Below are 24,042 nucleotides of genomic sequence, written 5' to 3' on the forward strand. Positions count from 1 at the left end.
ACGTCCCCTTACTGCTTTTTCGGACCGAAGATCTCGGGCGGACGCGTGGTGTCGCCGCCGGTGCCCGGGAAGTTGTCGTACTTGTAGGCCGGGGTGTTGGTGGTGATCATGTGGTGGGCCTGTTCCCCAAGCTCGCACAGCCGCTTCTTGCACTCGTAGAACCCGTGCCACCAGGCATAGTCCGGGGCCATCATGGCCACCCCCATGCGGGCGCGCCGGCCCTCGTGGTGCCACAGTTCGTAGAAGTCCCACTGGAACTTGGTGTGGAAAAAGGGTTTCTCGTCCACGAGCTTCTTGGCATAGAGTTCGTCGAGCAGGGCCTTGGCCGGCTTGAAATAGAGCTCGTTGTAGTTTTTGACCGCCGCGTCGATGCGCGCGTAATGGTCCTCGGTCCAGGTGGCGCTGTGGCACTGGTTGCAGATGGCCTGCATCTTCTTGCGCTCCACCTCCCAGTTGTTCTTGGCCGGGAAGGGGGCGAAGTCCTGGGGCCGTATGGTCAGCGGCGCCTGCAATTCCCAGGACAGGCGCTCGGTCACGTCATGGGTGCCGATGACCGGACCGGAACCCGACATGTGGCAGGAGGCGCAGGTCGGACCGCGGTAATCCACGCCCGGCGTCCACATGCCTGGGGCCACGTTCCAGTTATAGGTGTTGCCAAAGGCGGCATAGATGTCGCCGTGCTTGGACTCGTGGTAGATTTCGGCCTGCGGATGGTCGGGACCCAGATGGCACTGGCCGCAGGCTTCGGGCTTTCTGGCGTCCATGACCGAGAAGCGGTGCCGGGTGTGGCAGCTCGTGCAGCTCCCCAGGCTCCCGTCCAGGTTGACGCGGCCCACGCCCGTGTTGGGCCAGGTGGCGGTTTCGAGCTCGCCCTTGTCGTTGGTCTTGAGCACCGTGCCGTGGCAGGCGTAGCAGCCGGTCGTGCGCTCGGTGGCGTCGTTGAGCCCCTGATTGAGCCAGGGGTCGATCTTCCAGATGATCTCGATGGTGTTGGCGTGCTTGCTCTTGGAATACTGCTTGACCTCGTCCGGGTGGCAGCGCGAGCAATCCTTCGGCGTGACCACGGCGGCCACGGGCACGCGGTACTCGGACGTACCCCACTTGTTGTCGGAAAGCTCGTACTGTTTGTAGTGCTTCTTGCTGACGTCGGGGTCGAACTCCTGGGCCTGATGGCAGTCGATGCAGGTGATGTTGGCCGAGGCGTGGCGGCTGGCGGCCCAATCGGTGAAAATGCCCGGGGTCGCCACCTTGTGGCATTCAATGCAGGCCTGGGCCTGCTTGCTCATGCCCCGCTCCAACCGGAATTCCTTGACCGCCGGGAAATTGGCCTGAACCCTGTCCTTGGCCGGGATCGCCCCTTTGGCCGGCGCGTCGGCCTTCTTGTCCTGGGCCAGGGAAAAAAGCGCCGTGCCCAAAATCAGCGTCGCCGCAGCCAACAGAGCCGGCCATCCGCTTCTCGTTCGCATGCCCCCTCCTCCTTGTGGACGTTTCCTGCCGCAATGCCGGATCACCCGCCCGTGCCGTCGCAGGGCAGGTAGCGGTAATAGGGGCGCGGCACGTGCACCAGATTCTGGTGGCAGTCCGTGCAGCGCTTTTCATAACCGGGCCTGGGGTACAGCACCTGCCTGTGGGCCAGCATGCCGCCCTGCTTCTTGGGAAGATACAGCAGGTTACGGTGGCACTTGAGACACTGGTCGTTCTTGATGTCCCGGGCGGCCCTGGCCCGGTTCAGCGCATGGTCGTATTGGGACTGGTCTTCCACGAAGTGGGCCAGGACGTCCTTGGCCCCGTGCAGGGTCTTGGCAAAGAAAAAGTCGAAGGTGTCGTGGGGCGCGGGCAGGTGGCAATCCATGCAGTCGGCCACCACGCCCCGGGAGTTGTTGGTATGCGACGAGGTGCGCCAGGCATTGTAGGCGGGCTGGATCTCATGGCACGAGGCGCAAAAAAGCGGCGTCGAGGTGCGCACCATGGTGTAATAGGTCAGGCTAAAAAGGGGAAAGGCCACGATGATGCCGACCAGGACGAACAGCAGCGGCTTGCCGTACCGTTTCACAGGCAGGTCCTCCCCTGTCGCTGACCCGAGTCCAGTTCATGTGGCGTAAGCCACCAGACCCGGCACTGGCGCGACGACCATGCTTTCACAAGATGAAACAGCCATCCTGACGCGACCAAAAGAGATGTTTTCAGTATCCATCAAAGTTGCGTGAGAATGTCAAGCCACCAGACGTATAAATGATCGTTTTTTCGGGATGGAATTGAGCACCGTATCGCACCATTCGCTCCATGCATCTTAATATATACACGATATGTCCCACACCGATTTTTGCCCCTCATCTTGTCCGGTTCGTTGGACGCGGCAAGAGCTGACGCTTCACGTGAAGCCGTCACCTGACGCCGCAAACGCATTTTCAGGAGCGACGCAGTGTCGTACGATTTTCTCCGAAGGCCGAGGCCTCCCTCAGGTCCGGCCCCTGGCTTCGTCGCCCTTCCCCGCGGCCCGGCCGCACCGGCGCCGGACCGCTTTTTCCAGCTCGACCAAGACGAAGGCGGCCAGGGCGGCCGCGCCGATCCGGAGCCAGGACGCCATCCCAATCGGCGCGGCGCCAAAAAGACGATGCATGAGCGGCGCATAGGTGAAGCCAAGCTGCAAGGCCAGCATCAAGAGCGCTCCGGAAACGATCCAGCCGTTGCCGAAAAGCCCCTGGCGAAAAATGGACTGGCTCAAAGAGCGGCAATTGAAGAGATAGACCGCCTCGATGCAAACGAAGGTGTTGACCGCCACGGTCCGGGCCACGGCCCTGTCGGCGCCGAGGGCCAGTTCCCATTCGTACAGCCCGAAACTGGCCGCCAGGAGCAGCGCCCCGACCATGGCCAGCCGGCCGACCATAGCCGTGTCCAGGATGGGGTGGTCCGGGTCCCGAGGCGGACGGTCCATGATCCCGGACTCCTTGGGTTCGAAGGCCAGCATGAGGCCCAGGCAGCCGGCCGTGGTCATGTTGATCCAGAGGATCTGCACCGGCAGGATGGGCAGGGGCAGGCCGAACAGCACCGCCGCCAGGATGACCAGCCCCTCGCCGAGGTTCGTCGGCAGGGTCCAGACGATGAACTTGATCAGGTTGTCGTACACCCCCCGACCTTCCTCCGCGGCCGCCTCGATGGTGGCGAAGTTGTCGTCGGTCAGGATCATGTCCGCAGCCTCCTTGGCCGCCTCGGTGCCTCCCAGGCCCATGGCCACGCCGATGTCGGCCTGCTTCAGGGCCGGGGCGTCGTTGCCCCCGTCGCCGGTCATGGCCACGACCTTGCCCCGCGACTGCAGGGCCTTGACGAGGCGAAGCTTCTGATCCGGGGCCACCCGGGCGAAGACCGCCACCTCCCCGACCGCCCGGGCGAGATCCTTGTCGGAGAGTCGGGCGATGGCCGCGCCGGTCAGGGCCCCGTCCGGGCGGTCAAGGCCCAGTTGGCGGGCGATGGCCGTGGCGGTGGCGGCGTGGTCGCCGGTAATCATTTTGACCTCGACCCCGGCGCGATGAAAAGCCGCCACAGCGGCCACGGCCTCGGGGCGCGGCGGGTCGAGCATGCCCTCGAGCCCCGTGAAGACGAGGCCGCCGGCGAGCAGGTCCGGGGTCAGGTCGGAGACGTCCGCCGGGACTTCCTTCACGGCCATGGCCAGGATGCGCAGCCCCAGGCCGCCCATGCGCCCGATTTCCGCCTCCACGGCAGCCCTGTCCAGGGGGACCCGTCGCCCGTCGGCGGCCATGGCCGCTTCGGAGCGGTCCAGCACAACCTCGGCCGAGCCCTTGACCAGGATCAGGCGCGGCCCGCCATGTCCCTGGTCATGCAGGGTGGCCATGAACTGGAGTTCGGAGTCGAAGGGCTGGGTGTCCAGGAGGGGCGTCTCGCGGGCCGCCTCGGCCGGATCGAGTCCGGCCGTTCGGGCGGCCGTGATGAGCGCCGCTTCGGTGGGATCGCCGACGACCCTGGCCTCGGCACCGATCCCCTCGATCCGGGAGTCGTTGCATAAAAGCCCGGTCAGAAGCGTCATGCGCAGGGCGGCGTCAGGGCCGGGGCCGCCCCCGATCCCGCCAGTGCCGTCGGTTACGTTCCCCGTAACGTCCCGGGAGGTCCCGGCCGCGTAGATGCGCCGGACGGTCATCCGGTTCTGGGTCAGGGTGCCGGTCTTGTCCGAGCAGATGACCGAGGCTCCGCCCAGGGTCTCCACGGCCGGCAGCTTGCGGATGATGGCTCCCCGCGCGGCCATGCGCGACACGCCGATGGCCAGGATGACGGTCACGGCCGCCGGGAGGCCCTCGGGAATGGCCCCCACGGCCAGGGCCACGGCGGCCATGAACATGTCGGAGGCCGTTTCCCCGCGCAACATCCCGACGGCGAAGGTCAGGACCGAAAGGAACACTATGGCGAGCATGAGAACGCGGCTGAATCGGACGATTTCGCGGGTCAGCGGCGTGGCCAGCTCGTCGGCCTCGGCGGTCATGGTCGCAATGCGCCCGATCTCGGTCACGTCGCCGCTGGCTACGACCACGCCCGCGCCCTGGCCAAAAACGACCAGGGTCGAGGCGTAGGCCATGTCGGTCCGGTCGGCCAACACGGCCTCGGCCGGGACCGCGCCCAGGCGTTTCTCCACGGGTACCGATTCGCCGGTCAGGGCCGATTCGTCCACGCGCAGGCCCTTGATCGAAAGGAGCCGCAGATCGGCCGGGACCTTGTCTCCGGAGCGAAGAAGCGCCACGTCGCCGGGGACAAGCCGTTCGGCCGGCAGGCGCAGGGTCCGGCCCGAGCGGAGAACGAGCGCCTCGGTGGTCATGGACCCCGCCAGGGCCTCCAGGGCCCCGAGAGCCTTGGATTCCTGGAGATAGCCGACCACGGCGTTGATTATGACGATGCCGAGGATGACCGCCGCGTCCACGGTCTCCCCGATCGCGAAGGTCACGACGCCGGCCGCCACGAGCAACAGGACAAGCGGCTGGCGCAACTGGAGCAGGAAGCGCACAAGGGCGCTTTTCCCCTTGCGCCGGGTCAGGACGTTTGGGCCGTACGCTTCGATCCGGCGTTCGGCCTCGACCGCATCGAGGCCGACGTCGGCGGACGTTTTGAGGATTTCGCAGACCTCAAAGGCCCCAAGGGTATGCCAGTCGGGCGGAGAATACGTGTCCATGCATGGTTCCTTGGATCGGGTTCGGCCCTCGGAGGCCTTGGGCAAGCCGGGCCCCCGAACCGGCCGACCGCGCTTCGCGCTCCCCATGCGGTTTCGCCGGGCCGTCCGTTTTGTACCCCGTAACGCGGCTTACCACCAACAACCGTAGCGGTGGAGACAAATCGACTGCATTGGTCCGGGACCGTCACCTGATCGGAAGCCCGCGCCCCCTCCTCGCCACATGTAAAAAAACAGGTTCCGCGGCATCGGGATTATTTACACCCGCACCGGGAGATTCGTCCGCACAAAGCGAAGCCAACCGTTGCGGGTCACCCGCCATGGACAAAAAAGTATCCATTAAGACCCTGCCGTCCAAGTAAAAAGCCTCCCGGTCGCACCAAAAGCAGCAAACCAGAACAATGACGCAATACCGTGGCAGGCACAATCATTGCTTGTCAGACAAAGCAACCACCACAGCAACCTTTCGCATTGCACCATGCAATTTCAAGCGGCCTCTATGACCACGCAAGCTTTGTATTGCCAAAAAACAAACAGGAAACCTGCCTATGCCCTATAATGTCAAAAACCACGCATATTTTCAATTTTTTTATTGGATGCACCGTCTAAGACGTCACTCTACATGCCTTGTCGTCATCCAGACCCTATACTTGACATTGCTTATCACATCAGCCGCAGCGCAAAATATCGCCAAGGCATTACCGAAGCCGATTACGCCCAAAAGTAATTATGTGAAAAAATGCAATCCTGGAGGGTTACGCAGCACGAATGGTGCGTTTCGCTATGCCACTGTTGCCGATGGCATCAGAGCCATGGATACTCTTCTTAAAAAGAAATATTTTAAAAATCCAAAGTACAATACAATAGAGAAGTATGTCCCCAAATATGCCGGGAAAATCGGAGCGAGGAAAATCGAAACCTATAAGCGCAACATTTCCGCATGGTCAGGCATTCCCAGAAGCAAAGTCATTGCCGTGCACGACAGAAAAATGTTAAATGCCCTTCTTGCCGCAGCATTACGACAAGAATCCGGTGGTGATTGGCGTCCATACGTCAAGCAACTTTTCCCTGAAGAGGAAGTGCTCGCGGAAAAATAACTGATGTGATCTAAATGGAGTCTCTATACACTGCCTATATTTCACCATCGCAATCCTGCAAACGTTTCCCAGAAGTGCCCGTATCACTGCGGCTATAGTCGCAATAGGCGACAACCGCATTGCGGCGACGTTTGGCGACATACAGCGCCTGATCAGCCCGCTGCACCAAGCCGATCTTGTCCAGGGCGTCGAGAGGATAGGTGGCTATGCCGATGCTTACGGTCACATGCCCCAATCCTCCGAATTCATAGGATATCGTGCGTTCCTCAATGGCCTGTCGCAACCTTTCCGCCACGATCAACGCTTCCTTTCTGGGCATCTGCGACAAGATCACCGCGAATTCATCGCCACCGTACCGTGCGACCTTGTCATACACGCGCGCCAGTTGGACCAGGATCTCGGCCACCGTCTCGAGGACTTTGTCCCCGGCCAGATGCCCGTGGGTATCGTTGATCCCTTTGAAATGATCGATATCGAGAATCAAAAGCGAAAACGGCTTGCCGAATCGCTTGAATTTCTCGATCTCCAGATTGACCTCCCTATAGAAATACCGCTTGTTGAGCAATCCTGTCAGGTTGTCCCTTTCGGCAAATTCCTCTTTTTGCCGCAGCTGTTGCTCGCTAATAAGGACCGGGTCCTTTATCATTCGCTTGATATTGACGAAATAATCGTAGCAGGCAATGTGAATGCCGACCTCTTTCCCGACAGTTTTGGACAATTCATGCATATGCTCAACAATATCATTGAGATGTTTCCTGGCCACAGCGGGAGGGAATTTCAAGCGCACCAATTGATAAATGATTTCCGAGTACGCATCCTCTCCATCCTGCGTTTCGACAGCGTGCAAGACCTCGGAGCGCAAGGCCCGATACTTCCGGGTACTGCTTTCAACTAACCGGATCATTTGCGACTTGTTCTTTTTCATATGAATAACACTACAGGAGTTCACTGCCGCCCTCGTATTCTATCAGATTCAAAGCCTTGAGCAACATTCATGCCATCTAAAAGCACCATATTTCACATACGTTAGAAATCCATTACGCTGTAAAGTGTAAAATTTCTCCATACATCACAAAGAATTTCTTCACACCTTGAAAAATTTCATACAACAAGAGTTCTCCAAAATCAATTTATCTTTGAATAATCTCTTCCCATGAAGCAATACCTATTATTTTATTGACACTACAGACACGATCGACCTGTTATCCGAGCCAGGCCTTTCGTTGCGAACGAGCAACCCTCCAGCCGAGGCAAGACCTTTGTGCTCCCGGGCCGGCTGCCCTTCCCCCCCGTCCGACCCGCACTATGCCAGCGCGTCCCACACGGACTCCACGATGGCGGCATGGCGTCGCAGCCCGTATCCCTCGCGGACCTTTTCCAGGCCGGCCCGGCCAAGACGCTCTCGCTCCCCGGCATCGGCCAGCAGACGCCGCATGGTCCGGGCCAAGGCCCGGGCATCGCCCGGCGTCACCAGCAATCCGTCCGTACCGGATGTGACGATCTCTTCCGGTCCACCGGCCCGGGAGGCGATGACCGGCAGGCCCAGGGACATGGCTTCGAGGATCACCCGGCCGAAGGGCTCCGGGCTGGTGGAGGCATGGACCACCACCTGACAGGCCGCCATGGCCGAAGCCACATCCGCCTCATGCCCCGTAAACCAGACCCGATCCCCGATGCCTGACATACGGGCTTTTTGCCGCAGGCGGGACAATTCCAGGCCCGAACCGTCCGGCTCCCCGCCGACGATCACCGCGCCGGCCCCGGCTGCGGGCAGAACCTGGGCGCAGGCCTCCAGAAAGACGTCATGCCCCTTCCAGCCCGCAAGACAAGCCACCAGCCCGACCAAAGGCAGCCCTGCGGACAGGTTGTGGCGCAGGCGGAAGGCCCCGCCGTCGGCGCCCAGGGCAAAAGCGGCGGCATCCAGGCCTTCCGGGGTCAGGACAATGCGCTGCGGCGAAACGCCAAGGGCCTTTATACTGCGCTTTACAAAGCGGGAGACCGCCAGAAAACGCGCCACGCTTGCGGCCAGCCAGCTTCCCGGACGGCTTGGATATTCCTCGCCCCGCACGTGGATGACGCAGGGCCGGCGCGCCCACCTGGCGCCGAGGATCACGGCATCGTTGATGAGAATGCCGTTGTTGCCCTGAATGATGTCGATCCGCTGCTCCCGGGCATAGGCCGCCACGCTCCGGGCGAACCGGCGGCCGGTGGTCAGCAGGTCGGCCAGAAACGCGGCATTGCCGGCCCGTCTTCCCAGAACCGGTCGCAACCTTTTTTCGAGAACGCTGCCCGGGCCATAACGCCGCCGCCGGGGCAACTCCCCCACCCGCGCCACCGCTCCCCCCGCCGTGATCCACTCCTGAGGATAGGCGGTCAGCACATGCACTTCGAAGCGGGTAGCATCCAAGGAAGAAAGCAATGTTGCCAGGCTGGTCAACGCCCCGCCAAAGCCGGCGCCCGTCTCGACCACGAGGATGCGTTTCATGACGCGGCACACTCCGCAAAAAGCTCCCGATGCGCCCTGGCCGTGTCCTCCCAACGAAAACGCCTGAGATTGTCCCGGCCGGCCATGACCAGCGCTTGCCGCAGATCCGGCGAGCGCAGGACCTCCAAAAGCGCCCCGGCCAGGGCTCCGGGATCGGCGGCGTTGACCAGACGCGCCGCCCTGCCGGTCACTTCGGGGATGGAGGCCGCATCGGAGGCGACCACCGGCGTGTCCAGGGCCATGGCTTCCAGAGGCGGCAGACCAAATCCTTCGAACAGTGACGGATAGAGGAAGACCTCCGCGCCCTGGTACAAGGCGTCCCGGTCGGCCGGGGACACGAAGCCCGGCAGGCGCAGCCGCGAGGCAAGCCCCAGTTCCCGGCCCAGGGCCCAGAGCCGCTCCCGAACCCGGGTCTGGACCCCGGCCACCACAAAATCCAGCCCCGGCTCCTCCCTGGCGACCAGGGCAAACGCCCGCAGGGCTCCTTCGGTATTTTTCCAGGGGCTTTCCGCTCCGAAAACCAGGACATACGGCCGCGCGACCAAGTCCGTTTCCCGCAGGTGCGCCCGGGCCTGCTCCCTGGCGGCAAAGGGCCGCACCGGCAGATTGACGCCGTCGACGATCAGCCGGATGCGACCGGGATCGCAGCCGAAAACCGTGGCGATGCGCTCCCGGGAAAAAGCGCTCGCGGTGATGATCCGCGCGGCATGACGCCGCACCCACCAGGGGTTCAGCCGGCCGTGGTAGAAGCGTTCGAGCAGGCTGTCGTGGCGTACGCACTCCTGCAACAGGGTGTCGTGCACGGTCACCGCCTGGGGCACCCCGGTCACAGGCACGGCCTGGTTGGCCGGACTCCACAACAGATCGGGGCCAAGCCGGCGCACGGCGCGGGGCAGGGTCAGCCAACGCCACACATGAAACCGGCTGCCGCGTGGCTCGGGGGCCACGACAACACGCGCACGCGCCGGGGTGCGAAGCCGTTGCGCCGGGATCGGGTCGGGACTGAGCAGCAAAAACTCGTCCTCCGGCTCGGGCCAGGTAGCCAAGAGCCCGCACAAATAGGATCCGATGCCCCGCAGTTCGGGCAGACGCAGCACGGATGCGTCCACGGCTATACGCATGACGCCTCCTTGGGGAAAAACCGTTCGAGCACATCGGCGGCCTGCCCGGCCCGCCTGACCCAGGTATGGGCCCTGGCCGCCCGGCAACGGCGCTCCGCGGCCCCGGGTGGTTCGGCCAGAGCCGCCTCCACAGCCTCGATGAAAGCCCGGGGACCGCTGGCGACCCGCACCAGGGGCGCGACGTCACGATGCATGGCCACGGCCGAGGACACGATGGGCCGCCCCGTGGCCAGGTAATCGTAGAGCTTGATGGGGTCGAGCGTGCCTGTCAGAGCGTCTTCCCGGTGGGGCAAGAGGCAGACGTCGGCCTGGGCGACCAGCGTCGCGGCCTCTTTCACGGGCAAGGGACCGACCAGGACCACGTTGGGCAGGGTCCGCAACGGGTCGACCAGCGTCTCGGGGCCGACGACCGGACCGATCAGAAGCACGGTCCAGTCCGGTCTGGCCAGGGCAACCGCGCGCACCAGCGCCACGTCCAGCCGTTCGGTAATCTGGGAAAGATAGACCAGGGCGGGCCGGCGCGCCATGAGGGGAGGCTCGGGCTGCCCCGGCTCCCGGGGCCGGAACACCTCCGGGTCCGTGGCGTTGGGCAGGCAATGGACCTCCGGGCACCAGACCTTGGCCCGCTTGGTCAGGGTGTTGGACACGGCGAAAACCACATCCGCCCGGCACAGCATTTCCCGCTGGTTGTCTTCGAGGATTTTCCGGGCCTCGGGGTCATAGTCCCCGGGCAAGGCCAACAGCCAGTCGTCGGTCCAGTCGAACACCACCAGTTCCGCGTCGTCGCCCAAGGCATCCAGGGCGTCGCGCTGGGAGGGGTGGTACAACCACAGCACATAGCCGTCGGGAAAGCCGACATGCTTCACGAAACGGCGCAACTGGGCCAACCAGGAGCGATGGTTGGCCCGCTCCAGTCGCGGAAAGGTACGCCGCCCCGGCCAGGGCCAAAGAGGCGAGGCCAGATGAAACCCGTGGCCAAGTTCCACGGGCTTGCCGTACAAGCACCGGCGGTAGCGATCCCCGCGCGACCGGACGAGGGCCCAGGCATCCTCGATGATCCCGGTCAAAGGCATGCTGGGCTCCACATACAGGGTTCGCGGCGACCTTCCGCTACGCGCCAGTTCAAAAAGCAGCCGCTGCTTGCGCTTCCAAAGGGATGACCAGGGATCCCAGCTCAGACAGACGATCCCCGGGAGCCGGCCTCCGGGCCGGGCCGGGCCCCGTCGCAATCGCCAGCCGCAACGGACGGCCCCGTCCTGCCCCTCCGCAGCCAGCACGCGGGTTTCGCCCCAGGCCGTCTCGAACGTGCCGGCTCCGGTCAGGGGACCCCCGCCCCAAAGCCGCAGCACGACGCCACCCATCGTATCCCGAAGATACGTCGGCCCCATCTGGCAGGGCCTGTCGGCGGCCCAGACGAAATTATGCGTTCGAATGGTCACGCCGCGAGATTCGGGAGAAATATCCAGGAAATCCAACGTGTCCCTGGCCTCGAGAAAATGTCGTCCCAGCACGAGTTCCCGCTGCCAGAGCGCGCTGCGGCGCTCCAGGCGCAGGAGCCAGCGATGAGGTCCGGCCCCCGGCTCCAGGGTCCCTTCCGCTTCGGTCGGCGCCTGCCAGGGGCCCTGTCCCACCCGCCACAGCGGCGACCAGCAGTTGGCTTCCTGCCCCCGGTCCCGGGCCAAGGCGCCGTATTTCCCCGGCCCCGGCCCCTGGACATAGCGGTACAACGGCCGGCCTTCCCAAAAAAGATCATACGGGGTGATGCCCGCCTCGGTCGCATAGCCGGCCCCTTCCCTGCCGGAGCCGAATAGAACGAACCATCGGTCACGCCGCACCGCCAGCAGGCCGGAATCCTTGAGCCAGACAACGCCCGGCTCGGGCGGCGCGGCCGGTCCCGGCGGCAGGGGCAAAGCCGCCGCCAGAGTCAGCCAGACGGCAACGAAGGCGTTGTACACGCTCAGATGATGATAGTCGTACCACCCTGCCCGACGCCTTACGGGAAGCCGGTTGAGGACCAGCGGCCACCAGCCCTCCCCGGTCTGGAACCGGCGCAGCCGGTCCATGGTCCTGGCCGCCGCGAACCGGTACTGGGGAGCCAGAGGCGGATCCAGGGTCGCCGCGGCCCGGAAGAGATAGAGCGCACAGGCGTAGCCGAAAATCTGCCCCTGGCCACGCCCCAGGGCATTGCTTTCGCCATCGGGGGCGGTAATGGCCAAAAGCCAGCGCGCCGCCCTGACGACCGTCCGGATCAGGCGGGGATGTTCCGGCAGCAGGCGGTGCAGCAGGCAGGCGGTATAGGCATGGTATTGGCTGGGCAGGCTTCTGCCCCGGACATCCTCGATGCCGCCGTCCTGCTTTTGCGAGCCCAGCACGTAGGCCAGCCATTCCTCGGCCACGCGCCGGTCCGCGGCATCCCCCGAAATACCGAAGCGCCTGAAATGGGCCAGGGCCCGCATGGCCACCCAGTTGACGGCCCAGTGCACGTTGGTTTTCCAACTTTGCAGACTTGCCAGCCAAGCCTCGCCCAGGGCGTCCGGCACGGCCTCCCGCAACAGCAAATAGGTTTCCACGGAAGCCATGTTGTTGAAATCCCAATGGTAGGACCAGTTCCCCGGGGCATAGGCGTCCCGCGAGGTGCGCAGGTGGAAGGCCATGGCTTCAAGGGCCGCCGCCAGCAGGTCCCCATCCGGCCTGGCCGCGTGGCGCAGGGCGCAGCACCAGGCGAAATGCGTGGCCGCGTAGTGCTCGCCGGCCACGTGCCCGTCAAGAGGATCGCGAATGCCGCCCTGGTCGTAGCCGGCTTCCCGGACCTGGAGGCGACGCAGCCAGGAAAGCAGGGGAGTGACCAGATCGTGGGGATCGGAGGTGGACCGCGCCCACATGGTCAGGCCCTCCCGTCCAGGGCCTGGGCGTACACGTCCTGATACTTCCGGAACATGTCCCGCTGGTCGTAGTATCTGGCGATATGCTGGCGCGCCGCCAGGCCGAGGCGCTCCCGAAGCGCCGCATCCCCGAGCAGCGCCGCCAGGGCCCGGCCCAGGGCTTGCGGGTGGTCAGGCGGCACGAGCAGGCCGTTTTCGCACTCGCGCCCCGGCCGCACGATGCCCGGGACCCGCCCGACCGCCGTGGCTGCCACCGGCCGCCCCGCGGCCATGCCTTCCAGCAAGGCCAGGGGCAGTCCTTCGGACAGGGATGGCAGGGCCAGGATGTCCAACCCGGCCATGACCGCCGGGATATCCGACCTGGCCCCCAGGAAGTGGACCCGATCGGCAAGGCCCAGAGCCTCGCTTCTGGTGCGCAGCATGCTTGCGAGGCTCCCCTGGCCGACGAAGGCCAACCGGGCTTCGGGAAAAAGACCGGCCAAACCGGCAAAAGCCTCCAGCAGCACCCCAGGCCCTTTGATCGCCTCCAGCCGGCCGACCATGCCCACCAAAAGAGCGCCGGGGCCAAGGCCCAGTTCCGCACGGAAAAGACGGCCATCGGCCCGGGCGAACCGTGCCGCGTCCACGCCATTTTCAATGACCGCGACCTTGCCCGGAGCGATGCGGTCCCGGTGCACGCTCGCCCGGGCGAGCCCCGGCGAAACCGCGACCAGCCGGCGCACCCCCAGGCACAGCACCCGTTTTTCGAGCCGTCGCAGCCGGCGCGCCGCGACATAATGCCGGCTATGTTCCGTTGCGACCACGGGAATGCCAAGGACAAGCCCCGCCGTCACGGCGTAGGACAGGCTGGTCAGGTCATGGGCGTGGAGAAGCCCGATGCCGAGGGCCTTCAAACGCCGCAGCAGCCGCAGGCAGGTCCGGCCATCAAAGAACATCTGCCGGCGTTTGACGCATTCCACCGGGATGCCGTGGCGGGTCAGGGGCTCCGTATTGCCGGAAACGGCGTCAAAGCACACGACATGGCACCGGGCGCCCTGCCGTTGCATGGCGATGGCAATGTCCTGGGCCAATCGTTCCGCGCCGCCAAAGCCCATATCCAGAATCAAATGGGCCAGGCGGAGCCCCTCCAACCGTGGCAAGGCCGCGCCGGCAGCCGTGTCGACAGGGCGGGCAAGCACAGGCGTTCCGACAGCCATACCCCTTACCTCCCCTTCGGGCGGTTTCGCAGGCCACCCCAAAACCAGCGCGCCTTCTGATAGGCAAGCGCCAGATGCCCTTTCCAGGTCAACGGAACGAGAATTCTCCATAACGTCTCTCGGCTGCACTGCCATTCGTATTTATGCGGCGTCTCTCCAACGCCAAAATCGAGCAGGGAAATGCCGCTTACCAGCGCTGTCGCAATGATGGAGAAATTGAGGATGTGCCCAGGCTGGTACTTGGCATACGCAGCATCGTATTCATGGGCATATATCAATATTTCTTTCCCATTTTCCATTGTTATGGCAAAAGCTGCAAGGCTATCTCCCAAAGAGTAAAAATGGATTTTCACGGTCATGCCGTTTTCCATCAATCGTTTAAGAAAGCGTTCCTTCTTACCATCCGTCACGACGGACACGCCCGCCTTCCCCTGCCAGCTGCGTTTGGCGAGGGCGGCCGCCCGGTTCCAGGCCGCCTCACGGTTTCCCGCCCTCAGGGTCACGGCCTCGTGCCCCGGGGAATCCTTGCCGAACGTGCGTTCCACCCGCCGCATCGCATAGCGCAGGTCCTTGCGCGTCCCCTTGGACAGGGAGGCGAGAAAAGCCTCTTCGTCGACGGCCAGGGACCGCTTGAAACAGGCGGCGTCGACACGGGCCAAGCGGGAGGGGAAACGGGGGAACACGCTGTCGGCGTGGACCGCCGGAAAGCGGCGAAAATCGAGGAGATCGGCCCGCGCCGGCAGATCCGCAAGCCCCAAAACCGGCATGGGCGCGTTGGCCACGCCGACCGGGCCGGCCACGGAGCGCTGTCCCTGGCCAAGCGCCTCCACCACCGACAGGCCGTGCCGCCGTTGCCAGCACAAGGGCAAAAACACCCCGTCCTGGCGCAGGACCACCGGTTTTCCGGTCTCCACGGCGGCACAGGCCCGAAGCCAGGAACCCTCGTCGGTGACGGCGGGAGCGTCGCGAGAAAGCCCGTCCAGGTCATCAATGGACCAGCGCATCACGCCTCTCCCGCAGATCGTGCAGCCAATCGAAACAACCGGAACACACCGCCAGGCAGGAGGCCGGGTCGAAAGCGCCGTTGGCGCCGCACAACCGGGCATCCACCCGCCGCAACAGCAACGGGTCGCTTCGCCCGTCGTTGCCCCCGAACCGGGTGGTGACGGCCAGATCGATCCCCACCTGGGTCAAAGCGTCCTTGTAAAACAAAGGGATGCTGCCGCCGGGATAGGCAAACGCGGTCACCGGGCGGCCCGTCTCTTCCTCGATGCGTTGTTTGGAGGCCGCGATTTCGGCCAGGGCGCTGGTGCAATCGAGTTCCGCCAACAGCGGATGGGTGACGCAGTGGGCGGCAAAATCGACCAGGCCCGTGGCGGCCATGGCCCGGACCTGCGGCCAGCTGAGTATGGCCGGCCGCCTGTGGGACGCCGGCGGAAGCAGCCCCAGAAAACGGGTCCGGTCGGTGGGATCGAGGCGACGCAGCGGCCCCCGGATGAAGGCCGAAATACGCTCCGGCGACGGCGACGCGGCGACCGCCCGAAGATCCCGCCAAAAGGCCGCCGGCAGCCCGGCCCGGGCAAAGCGCTCCAAATCCCGGGAACCGGCCAGAAAAGCTTCCGCCGCATCCCACCAGAAAGACCGCTCCGGCAGGTCGAGATATCCCGTGGAGAGAAACATCGTGGCCGGAAGGCCAAGCTTGCGGAGAACGGGGAACACCGCGTCGTAAAAGTCGGCGTAGCCGTCGTCGAAGGTGATGGCCACCACGGGCTTGGCATACTCGGCTCCGACCCCGGCCAGGGCGACGGCCTGCCGCAAGGGCAGGCAATGACAGCGCCCGGCCAGGGTTTCGGCCAGGGCGCGAAAAAACTCTTCCGTCACCATCAACGAGGCGTTTGCGCTGGCCTTGAGCGTGGCCGGGGAGACCACCCGGTGGAACATCAAAATCACGAAACGCCCCTGAGCGGTCCTGCGGATGATCCTGTCGAGGCCGAGCCCCAGACAGCCCCTGGCCATGAAGCGTTTGACCGTCGCGTTCATTGTCCGCACCGTCCCATCGCCGCAGCGGCGATCCTGTTTTTGAGCGTATAGAGCGACGCGGCATCGGTCGCGGCGGCCAGCGCGTCGCCAAGGAACCGGGCTGCCTCCGGCCGGCATTTTCGGGCCAACGCCAGGTAATCCAGCATATTGAGGCCCTCCCGAAGGGCGAAAAGTCGCAACGAGGGCAACGGGCCGTCGCAGCCGAGGAAAGCGCCCGGCCATAAAAAATCCCTGGCCCCGGCGGCGTTGGCGTAAAAAAGGGGCACCGCGACGGTGGGCACGCCGGGAAGCGGTTTGTCCCGCCAGCAATCCACCAGCCACTGGGCGTAGCCGTCCATTCCCATGGCGGAAAACCGCGCCAAAAGGGCCGGAAAGCGCGACCAGGGCGTGGGCCGGCCGTCGCGCGCAAAGCCCGGCAGTTCGCCGTACGCCATCAGCCACGCGCCGCCGGCCTGTCGGAAAAAGCCCACCGTGTCCTTGTCCAGAAAGGCGGGATCGGCCGAGACGGACCAGCCCGTCACCCCGTCGTCGGCCAGCCGGCGCAACCAGCCCCGGACCGGCCGCCAGTCGGAGATGTCGATGCGGTAGCGCAGGGGGCAGGCCGCCCCGCCGGCCGCCGCGCAGGCCTTTGCGCGAAAGTCCAAAAACAGCTCATGGCCGGCCATGTCCCGCCCGGTGACCGGCTCGTCCAGCCGCCAGGGGACCCTGGCCCCATGCTCCGGATTTTCGTTGTGAAATTCCTGGAACCGGGTCTCCCGCCAGCCAGCGGCCGCGATGTGCGCGGCAAAGGCCCGGCGCAAGCGGACGTTTTCCGCCGCGTAGCGGCCAGCGTCCGCGCCCAGGGGAACGGGCCACTGCGCCTGAAAAGGCAGCAGGAAATGGCTGAGGGGCTGGCCGTCGGCAAAGGCGCTGCCGGTGAAAAGTCCGGCCACAGCGGCATCGAAAGCCGTAAAATCCGGCTGCACGGCCGCCGTTACGGCCGGGACCAGAAAATCCAGCACCACCTCGCCGGCCTGCCGGTACGGGACCAGGGTGAAGGTGCAGCGGAAGTCCCGAAAGAGGCGGTGAATCGCCAGAAAGGTCGCCTGATTCCCCGGCAGCAGCCGCAGGTAATCGCCGTAGGAATTCATTTCCACGAGAAAGGACGGCCGCCGGGGCAGGCGCAGCGGTAACGGCGTCAGGCGAAGCGGCAGGGTCGCGCCGCCGCCCGCCCAGGCGCAGCGGACCCGGCCCTGCAACCGTTCGCCCGCACAATCCCGGGGGACGGCAAGCTCCACCACGAGGGCAAAAGCCCGGTAGTCGCCCGTGGCCCGGCGTTCGAGCGGAAGTCGGCTGGGGATATCGAAGGACGGTCGGCCGGAACCTATGGGGACGGCCACTTCCGCCACGTTCCAGATGTGCCAGGCGCGATACGCCTTCCAGGACACGGCGCCCGGCAGTTCCACCTGGACGCGGACATCTTCCAGGCGCTCGCCGGGCCCGGGGAGCACGATCAATTGGAACGCGGCCGTCTCGCCCCGGGCCAGGGACAAGGCGATCGCCGCGCCGTCCCAGACGGGATTGGACCGCCGCCAGTCCCGGGCCGGATCGGCGCAGTCCAGACCGCTTTTCGGATCGACCATGGTCAGCATGTCCAGCGCCGCCACCTCGGCCGCCAGGGCCGGTCGGCACAGGAGCAGGCAGGCCACGACCAGCCCCAGCGCCAGGCGATAGGCCTGCTCGATGCGGGCGGCAACGCCGGGCCAGGCGAACTGCCGCCGGGCCTTCTCCCGACCGGCCCGGCCCATGGCCGCGGCTTCCCGGGGGTGCCGGACCAGCCAGCAGACCCTGTCCGCCAAGGCCCGCGCATCGTTTTTGGGAATCAAAAACCCGGTCTTGTCCCGGTCGATGATGCCGGGTGTGCCGCCCACATTGGTGCCCACGCAGGGCAGGCCGCTGGCCATGGCCTCCAAAAGCGCCGTGGAAAAGGCCTCCATATGCGAGGGCACGACCACCGCGTCGGCCTGCCGGTACAAATCCGGGACCCGGACCCGTTCCACCCGCCCCAGGAAAGAGACGACATCGGTGACGCCGCTGGCGGCGGCGGCCAACAGGGAGCGCTCCAGATCGGGGCCGTCGCCGCAAAGCAGCCAGCGCACGCAGGGCAAGCGCGTCTGCAGGCAGGCGGCGGCTTCGATCACTTCGAAGATCCCCTTGTTTTCCTCCATGGCCCCGACAAACAGCACCGTGAAACAAGCCCCGCCCGTATCCCCGCGCCAGGCCTCCCCGCTTTCGGCGGGATGGAACACGTCCACATCCACGGCATTGGGCACACGCACGATGCGATCGAAAGGCACGCCGGCCGTCAGGGAATATTGTTCCTCAAGAGTATTGAGGGCGATGACGACGCCGGCCCCCCGCAGCAGGTCGAGCCAGAAGGCGCGGCGTCGCCAGGCGCTCCAATGCAGCCGCTGTTTCCAGGAAATCGAGGCCTGGGCGGCCGTCAGCAGATGGCAGGTGCCGTGGGGGGTGATCGCATAGGGCCGCCCGAGCTTTCGCGCCGCCCGGGCGGCGGCATGGGACGCGTCCCATACCGAGTGGGCGTGGATGATGTCCGGGGCAAAGGCTTCCATGCGCCCGACCAGCGCCTCCCGCTCCCCGGGGGGGACCCGGAAGACCGGCAGGGCCGACGCGGAAGGCTCCGCCCCCCCGGCGTGCCAAGTGGCCACGGCCACCTCGTGGCCGGCGCGCATCTGCTCCCGGCCGAGATGCTCCACGTGGCTGGTCACGCCCGTCACCCGGGGGTAAAAGTGCTTGCAGGCGTGGAGGATTCTCACGGCGTTTCCTCCAGGGCCAGCCGGGCCAAAAGCTCCAGGGCCGCCGTGTAGGCGCACACCACCGGCCTGTCGCGAAAATAGATGATGCAGCCCTCGGCCGAGGTGTCGACGGGCATCCCTGCCAACGCAGGCGGCACGTCCCGGGGCTGGCGGCTGGCCTCCAGGAAGCCAAGCGCCCGGCGCGCCGCCGCAAGGGGCCAGGTTTCCCCCGTCGTATGGGACCATTCCGCCAGGGCCAGGGCCAGGGCGGCGGTCGTCTTGGCGCAGGAGCCGAGGGCGGGCTGATTGCGGCTGTAGAGCCAAGAGCCGTCGTCGCATTGGGCGTCCACGATGAAATCCACGAGCCGGCGCGCCGCCTGCCCCAGCCGGCCCGCCGCTCCCAGCCGCAAGGCGCCGGTCAGGCCCATGAGCACCCAGGCCTGACCGCGCAAGAACACCTTGGCCACCACCCGACCGGGATGGCGCTTCCACTCCGGGAAAAGGGGCGGCCCCGGGGGAAAGGCCCCGACCGGGTCCCACCAGGCCCGGCCGATATGGCCATCGGGCCGGACCGCCTTGTCCAGGATATACGCACAGGACCGGCCGGCCGCCTCGGCCGCCCAGGCCTCCCCGGGGAAAAGGGCCAGGCCGCGACCGAGGACGCCGGAATCGTTTATCTGCCCCACGTATTGCCAGCGGCGGGCCTGCTCGAAATAATAGCCGGCCACGCCGCCCGCGGCCGTCAGTCCCTTGGCGGCCGCCAACCGCAGGCTCTCCCTGGCGGCCAGGGAATACGCCGGGGCGTCGCAGTGCTCGCCCAGACGCTGCAGGCCGACGGCGATAAACGCCGCGTTAAACGGGACGACCCACCGGCCGACCCCATGCGGCGACGTGCCGTAGCGCAAGTCCGTCCATTCCGGGAATCCGCCCAGACAGTCCGGATGCGTCAGGCGAGAGGCCATCAACCGATCCGCCACCACCCTGGCCACGCTGTCGACGCCCTTTACAATGCGATGCCGGGCGGCAGCCGCCAGGGCCTCCAGCACAAGGCCCGTATCCCAACGCCAGCCGGCCAGCCGGAACGTCTTTTCGGCCAGGTCGTAAAAGGACCAGACATCCCCATTGCCGGCGACCATGGCCGCAAGGCCCCGAACAAGGCCCGAAAGCACCTCGCCGCCGCATGCGCTGGTTGGGGCCGACGCCGGAGCCGGTCCCGCATCCTGGCCTTCCAGGGTTTGCAGACGCCAGGCGCGACCCGGCGCAAGGCCCAGCGCCGCGATATCCCCGGTCGCGTCCACCACCGGGTACAGCGCCACGTCGCCGGCCCCCCGGCTGACAGAGACCTGATTTTCGTAGCGGCAGAAGGGACCGGGAGCGAGCAGCATGCGCCGCCCACGACGCCACAGGATATTGGCGGGCCGTCCGTTGACCGTGACCCGCCCTGGCTGTCCCCGACTCTCCAGCAGCACCCCGGCCAGCCGGGCCGGCGACACGCCAAGGGCGGGAAAAAACAGGCGCTCCCGACCGCACATGCCCTGCAATCGCTCCACCAGGGAGGGGCTGCGGCAACCGGCCCGGTCCATCGGCTCGGGCAGCACGACAACGTATCGCTGCGTCATGGCCGCGCCCTCCCCCCCGGCGATGCGCCCTGCCGACAACGCCCGATTTCCCGGACCACGCGTTCGGCATTGCCGCGCCAGGTGGGACCGGCCAGAGCCGACTGCCTGGCCGCGCGGCCAAGGCGGGCGCGCAGGGCGGCATCGCGGCAAACTGCGGCCAAGGCCCGCCCCCAGGCGTCGGCATCGTCCGGCTCCACCAGCAGGCCGTTTTCGCCGTCAGCGACCAGCTCGGGCTTATGCCCCGTGCGCCCGGCGACCACGGGCAATCCGCAGGCCAGGTATTCGGCCACCTTCATGGGCGAAAAGTAGAAATCCCCGCGTTTGGGATAACAGGCCACGGCAATGTCCAGATCCACCAGAAAATCGGGGACCCGTTCGTGCGCGACCGGGCCGGTGAAGGCCACCCGGTCGGCGATGCCCAGCGCGGCCGCCAGCCGGCGACAGTCCCCTTCCAGCGGGCCGCCGCCGATGACCACGCCCATGGCCTGCCCGATCCGGGGCAGCGCCCGGGCCAGCAGGCGGACAAACGCCTCCGCTCCCCGGCCGGGGGACAGCGCGCCAAGCCAGCCGATAAGACGTGTTTCCGGCCCGAGGCCAAGCCGCTTGCGCAGCCGCCCCTTGGGACGATCCGGAGAGAACGCCTCCAGGTCCACGCCGTTTGGCATGACCAACACCCGGGCCGGCTCGACCCCGGCCGAAACGGCCTGGCTGCGCAGTTTTTCGGAGACGCACACGACCCGGTCGGCCCCGCGCCACAACCGCCTTTCCACCAGCGCGGACCACCGGCCCAGGACTCCGGCGCCCGCCACGCCGTCAAACCGCTCCCTGGACAAGGCGGCATTGACTTCCAGAAGATGCGGCACCCGCCCGCTTAAGGCCGGGCGCAGCGCCCGCGCTACGCCCGTCTGGCACAGGGCGTAGCGTTCGTAGACGGCGTCGGGCCTGAAATCGGCCATGATTCGGGACACGGCCCGGCCAAAGCGGACAGGATGGGAAACGCATTCCTGGGCCCGGTCGGCCAGCCAGGGCAATGTGTTGTAGTAAAGGCGCGTCTTCCAGGAACGCACGGCCACGGGCTCGCGGCAGAAGATCCGCGCCCCGCATCCCGCCGGCGCGGCGGGAACCGGCCCGGCGAAGGTCCTGGTGGGGATCGACAGGGCCGTGAGGCCCCCTTCCCGGCCCCGGAGGCGCTCGATGCAGCCGTGCACCGCCGGCCAGACCCGCGCCGGGGCAACGACGTCCACCGGCAGGGGCGGTAGGACGTCGCCGTCGGCATTGCTGACCACAAGCCGCACCTCGTGGCCCAAACCGGACAGGGCCTTGGCCAGCGCGCGCAGATGCACGGAAGAGCCGGCGCTTCCGCAAAGGGGCACGCCCCAATCGGCACAGCACACAAGGATTCTCATGCCCGCCCCTCCGTCGCGCCACCGCCGGCCAGGGCCAGAATCCGCCGGGCCTGCCCCTCCAGGGTAAAGGCCTGCTCGACCCGCCGCCGCCCGCCCCGGGCCAGGCGCGCCGCCAGTTCCGTGTCCGTAAAAATCCGCTGCAGTCTGTCGACCAGGGAGAACGGATCGTCGGGTTCGGCCAGCAGGCCGCATTCCGCTTCCACCAACTCCGGGATGCCGCTTAAGCGCGTGGAGACCACGGGCCGCCCCAGGGCCATGGCCTCCATGAGGGCCACCGGGATGCCGTCCATATCCCCATCCGGTCCCTGGCGGCAGGCCAGGACGAAGCAATCGGCCCGCCGCAACCGGGCTCTGGCCTCGTCCGGCTCCAGGGCCCCGGTAAAGCGTACCGCCCCGGAAAGCCCCAGGCCGGCGGCATAGCGCTCGAGCTGGGTGGCCAGCGGCCCGTCGCCCACGCATTCCGCCTCGAAGGCAAAGCCCTTGGTACGGAGCAGGGCCAGGGCCCGCAGCAGGATTTCAAACCCTTTTTTCGGCACCATCCGGCCGATGGACACCAGCCGCGGCACCGGCCCCGGCGAGACGGGACAAACAGGGAATGCCGGCAAATCCACACCGCAATGCACGATATGGACTTTTTGCGCCGGCAGCCCCAATCGCTCGACCAGCAAGGCCTTGTTGTAGCGGCTGATGGTGGCCACGAAGGCCGCCCCGGACAATCGTGCGGCCAGCCCGGCCGGGTCCACGAAGATGTCGACGGCATGCAGGGTCAGGCTGTAGGGCAGGCCGGTCAGCCGGTGCAGGTGGGCAAGCATCTCCACCTGTTCCCAGCCAAAATGGCTATGGATATGGGTCACGCCGTGCCGGACGAAAAAGTCCGCCAGCACCGGAACCTTGATCCGGTCCCTGAGGGGAAGCGACGGGGCCTTGGACCGAGCCAGACAGGAAACGGCCCGAACCGGCGCGCCGGCCAGGAACCGGGCGTGGGCCCGGACGAGCCCCCGCACATGGCGTTTGTCGATATCGCGCCAATAGAGCAACGCATCCGCGCGGCCAGGCCGCCAACCACCCCCCTGCCCCGGTCCGGGACGATACAGGGCCGCCACCACCGGCCCATGCCCCGTCAAGGCGGCCAGGGCGCGAATCTCGCCGGCCACGAAGGTTTCCGAGAGCACGGGAAACGTCCGCAGGAGGTAGCCGATGCGGGGGGGGGAGGCGTGCGTCGTCATGTGCGTTTCAGGGCGGTTGCGAGTTTTCTTCTGTACCAGCGAAGCGTCTTGAGCGCTTCATTGGGGAAAAGCACTTCAAGGAGCAAGGGCAACATTTCGGAAGAAAAATAGCGATGCCGCAAAGCAAGAAAAAGATTGCTGCGCGCCGCGGATTTTCGTGAAAACTCGAAAAACAATCGTTGCGCTATGCGGAAATACAGTTTCCCCTTCTGCCGTGTCGCAACAGCAATCATTTTTTTGTCGGCGTTCGTATTCTCGCAAAAGACATCTACCGCTTTGATCGCCTGGATGAGGATATTGATGCGATCGGCCGAAGCGCCCTCGGCATGCCTGCGATACAGCGTCAGCTTTTCATTGACAAAGCCGATCTCGTAGCGTGCGGCGCTACGCATGAAAAATTCGTAGTCCTCGGACCCCTGCAAGCGCGGGTCGAAAAGGCCGACAGCGTCGAGAAGGCGTTTGGAGACCAGGACCGAAGAGGTATTGATGCCGCAGTAATGCAAGACTTCTTCAAAACATCGCCCTTGCACATAAAAACGGAAACATGAAACATCGGCGACAATGTTGCCCTGCCCATCGATAAGGTCGGCGTCATTGTGCACGAACTCGATGTGGTTATGCCGGCGCAGAAAGGCGACCTGCTTTTCGAGTTTTGCCGGCAGCCACAGATCGTCGGAGTCGAGAAAGGCGATATGGTCGCCGGTCGCCACAGCCACGCCGGCATTCCTGGCCCGGGAAATTCCTTGGTTTTCCTGGTAAAAATACCGAACGGATTTCTGTTCCACATAGTCACGTAGAGCTTCGCCGCCGTTATCCCGGGAGCCGTCGTCGATGACGATGATTTCATGGACAGGAAACGTCTGTCGCAACACACTCTCCACACAGGATCGTATGTATCTTTCCCTGTTGTACAAAGGGATGACAACCGATATCTTCATGTCCATCATCGACTCCGGACGATCACGAGGTTGTCGCTTTTTCCAATGCACGTGGCATAAACGCCGG

General features: G+C 65.5%; 16 protein-coding genes. 1 reads left to right on the forward strand and 15 read right to left on the reverse strand.

Going from position 1 to position 24,042, the window contains the following annotated elements; all coding sequences use genetic code 11:
- Positions 1-8: 8 nt before the first annotated feature.
- The 3 genes from K9F62_18725 to K9F62_18735 form a co-directional block, all read right to left on the reverse strand.
- Positions 9-1,466 carry a cytochrome c3 family protein gene (locus K9F62_18725; protein ID UJX40704.1) on the reverse strand — a complete coding sequence of 486 codons (1,458 nt, stop codon included), beginning with the start codon at positions 1,464-1,466 and terminating at the stop codon, positions 9-11.
- A 41-nt stretch (positions 1,467-1,507) separates the two neighbouring features.
- The gene (locus K9F62_18730) at positions 1,508-2,053 is read right to left on the reverse strand and encodes a NapC/NirT family cytochrome c (GenBank protein UJX40705.1); all 546 of its coding nucleotides are present in this window, start codon (positions 2,051-2,053) and stop codon (positions 1,508-1,510) included.
- A gap of 405 nt (positions 2,054-2,458) precedes the next feature.
- Positions 2,459-5,173, reverse strand: a complete 2,715-nt coding sequence (locus K9F62_18735; GenBank protein UJX40706.1) for a cation-transporting P-type ATPase — start codon at positions 5,171-5,173, stop codon at positions 2,459-2,461.
- Between the two features lie 545 nt (positions 5,174-5,718).
- Between K9F62_18735 and K9F62_18740 the strand changes: the two genes are divergently transcribed.
- Positions 5,719-6,267, forward strand: coding sequence for a hypothetical protein (locus tag K9F62_18740; GenBank protein ID UJX40707.1), 549 nt, complete (start codon positions 5,719-5,721; stop codon positions 6,265-6,267).
- A gap of 34 nt (positions 6,268-6,301) precedes the next feature.
- On the opposite strand, the gene K9F62_18745 is transcribed toward K9F62_18740, so the two are convergent.
- The 12 genes from K9F62_18745 to K9F62_18800 all read right to left on the reverse strand — a co-directional run bounded on the left by K9F62_18745 (position 6,302) and on the right by K9F62_18800 (position 23,981).
- A complete protein-coding gene (locus K9F62_18745) occupies positions 6,302-7,192 on the reverse strand; it encodes a GGDEF domain-containing protein (protein UJX40708.1) in 891 nt (296 codons plus the stop codon).
- 378 nt (positions 7,193-7,570) lie between these two features.
- Positions 7,571-8,752 (reverse strand): glycosyltransferase family 4 protein, encoded by a 1,182-nt coding sequence (locus tag K9F62_18750; protein ID UJX40709.1) that lies wholly within the window; start codon positions 8,750-8,752, stop codon positions 7,571-7,573.
- On the reverse strand, positions 8,749-9,873 hold the full coding sequence (locus K9F62_18755) for a glycosyltransferase family 4 protein (GenBank protein UJX40710.1): 1,125 nt from the start codon (positions 9,871-9,873) through the stop codon (positions 8,749-8,751). The genes K9F62_18750 and K9F62_18755 overlap by 4 nt, the downstream gene beginning before the upstream one ends.
- Positions 9,864-12,755, reverse strand: coding sequence for a glycosyltransferase (locus K9F62_18760; protein ID UJX40711.1), 2,892 nt, complete (start codon positions 12,753-12,755; stop codon positions 9,864-9,866). Before K9F62_18760 ends, K9F62_18755 begins: the two co-directional genes overlap by 10 nt.
- 2 nt (positions 12,756-12,757) lie before the next feature.
- Positions 12,758-13,951 (reverse strand): glycosyltransferase, encoded by a 1,194-nt coding sequence (locus K9F62_18765; protein ID UJX40712.1) that lies wholly within the window; start codon positions 13,949-13,951, stop codon positions 12,758-12,760.
- A 5-nt stretch (positions 13,952-13,956) separates the two neighbouring features.
- A complete protein-coding gene (locus K9F62_18770; GenBank protein UJX40713.1) occupies positions 13,957-14,955 on the reverse strand; it encodes a GNAT family N-acetyltransferase in 999 nt (332 codons plus the stop codon).
- Positions 14,939-15,991, reverse strand: a complete 1,053-nt coding sequence (locus K9F62_18775; GenBank protein UJX40714.1) for a polysaccharide deacetylase family protein — start codon at positions 15,989-15,991, stop codon at positions 14,939-14,941. Before K9F62_18775 ends, K9F62_18770 begins: the two co-directional genes overlap by 17 nt.
- On the reverse strand, positions 15,988-18,807 hold the full coding sequence (locus tag K9F62_18780) for a glycosyltransferase (GenBank protein ID UJX40715.1): 2,820 nt from the start codon (positions 18,805-18,807) through the stop codon (positions 15,988-15,990). Before K9F62_18780 ends, K9F62_18775 begins: the two co-directional genes overlap by 4 nt.
- Positions 18,804-20,405 (reverse strand): PBS lyase, encoded by a 1,602-nt coding sequence (locus tag K9F62_18785; protein ID UJX40716.1) that lies wholly within the window; start codon positions 20,403-20,405, stop codon positions 18,804-18,806. The genes K9F62_18780 and K9F62_18785 overlap by 4 nt, the downstream gene beginning before the upstream one ends.
- Positions 20,402-21,811, reverse strand: a complete 1,410-nt coding sequence (locus tag K9F62_18790; GenBank protein UJX40717.1) for a glycosyltransferase — start codon at positions 21,809-21,811, stop codon at positions 20,402-20,404. The genes K9F62_18785 and K9F62_18790 overlap by 4 nt, the downstream gene beginning before the upstream one ends.
- On the reverse strand, positions 21,808-23,037 hold the full coding sequence (locus tag K9F62_18795; GenBank protein UJX40718.1) for a glycosyltransferase family 4 protein: 1,230 nt from the start codon (positions 23,035-23,037) through the stop codon (positions 21,808-21,810). Before K9F62_18795 ends, K9F62_18790 begins: the two co-directional genes overlap by 4 nt.
- The gene (locus K9F62_18800; protein ID UJX40719.1) at positions 23,034-23,981 is read right to left on the reverse strand and encodes a glycosyltransferase; all 948 of its coding nucleotides are present in this window, start codon (positions 23,979-23,981) and stop codon (positions 23,034-23,036) included. The genes K9F62_18795 and K9F62_18800 overlap by 4 nt, the downstream gene beginning before the upstream one ends.
- Positions 23,982-24,042 lie beyond the last annotated feature (61 nt).

The sequence above is a fragment of the Desulfovibrio sp. JY genome (assembly GCA_021730285.1).
Taxonomy (GTDB): Bacteria; Desulfobacterota; Desulfovibrionia; order Desulfovibrionales; family Desulfovibrionaceae; genus Solidesulfovibrio.

Bases quoted from the DNA above. Each gene is read 5' to 3' on its own strand.
- K9F62_18750 (UJX40709.1), bottom strand. From the start codon at position 8,752: ATGAAACGCATCCTCGTGGTCGAGACGGGCGCCGGCTTTGGCGGGGCG.
- K9F62_18795 (UJX40718.1), bottom strand. From the start codon at position 23,037: ATGACGACGCACGCCTCCCCCCCCCGCATCGGCTACCTCCTGCGGACG.
- K9F62_18765 (UJX40712.1), bottom strand. From the start codon at position 13,951: ATGGCTGTCGGAACGCCTGTGCTTGCCCGCCCTGTCGACACGGCTGCC.
- K9F62_18770 (UJX40713.1), bottom strand. From the start codon at position 14,955: ATGCGCTGGTCCATTGATGACCTGGACGGGCTTTCTCGCGACGCTCCC.
- K9F62_18755 (UJX40710.1), bottom strand. From the start codon at position 9,873: ATGCGTATAGCCGTGGACGCATCCGTGCTGCGTCTGCCCGAACTGCGG.
- K9F62_18735 (UJX40706.1), bottom strand. From the start codon at position 5,173: ATGGACACGTATTCTCCGCCCGACTGGCATACCCTTGGGGCCTTTGAG.
- K9F62_18760 (UJX40711.1), bottom strand. From the start codon at position 12,755: ATGTGGGCGCGGTCCACCTCCGATCCCCACGATCTGGTCACTCCCCTG.
- K9F62_18800 (UJX40719.1), bottom strand. From the start codon at position 23,981: ATGGACATGAAGATATCGGTTGTCATCCCTTTGTACAACAGGGAAAGA.
- K9F62_18725 (UJX40704.1), bottom strand. From the start codon at position 1,466: ATGCGAACGAGAAGCGGATGGCCGGCTCTGTTGGCTGCGGCGACGCTG.
- K9F62_18790 (UJX40717.1), bottom strand. From the start codon at position 21,811: ATGAGAATCCTTGTGTGCTGTGCCGATTGGGGCGTGCCCCTTTGCGGA.
- K9F62_18745 (UJX40708.1), bottom strand. From the start codon at position 7,192: ATGAAAAAGAACAAGTCGCAAATGATCCGGTTAGTTGAAAGCAGTACC.
- K9F62_18775 (UJX40714.1), bottom strand. From the start codon at position 15,991: ATGAACGCGACGGTCAAACGCTTCATGGCCAGGGGCTGTCTGGGGCTC.
- K9F62_18740 (UJX40707.1), top strand. From the start codon at position 5,719: ATGCCCTATAATGTCAAAAACCACGCATATTTTCAATTTTTTTATTGG.
- K9F62_18785 (UJX40716.1), bottom strand. From the start codon at position 20,405: ATGACGCAGCGATACGTTGTCGTGCTGCCCGAGCCGATGGACCGGGCC.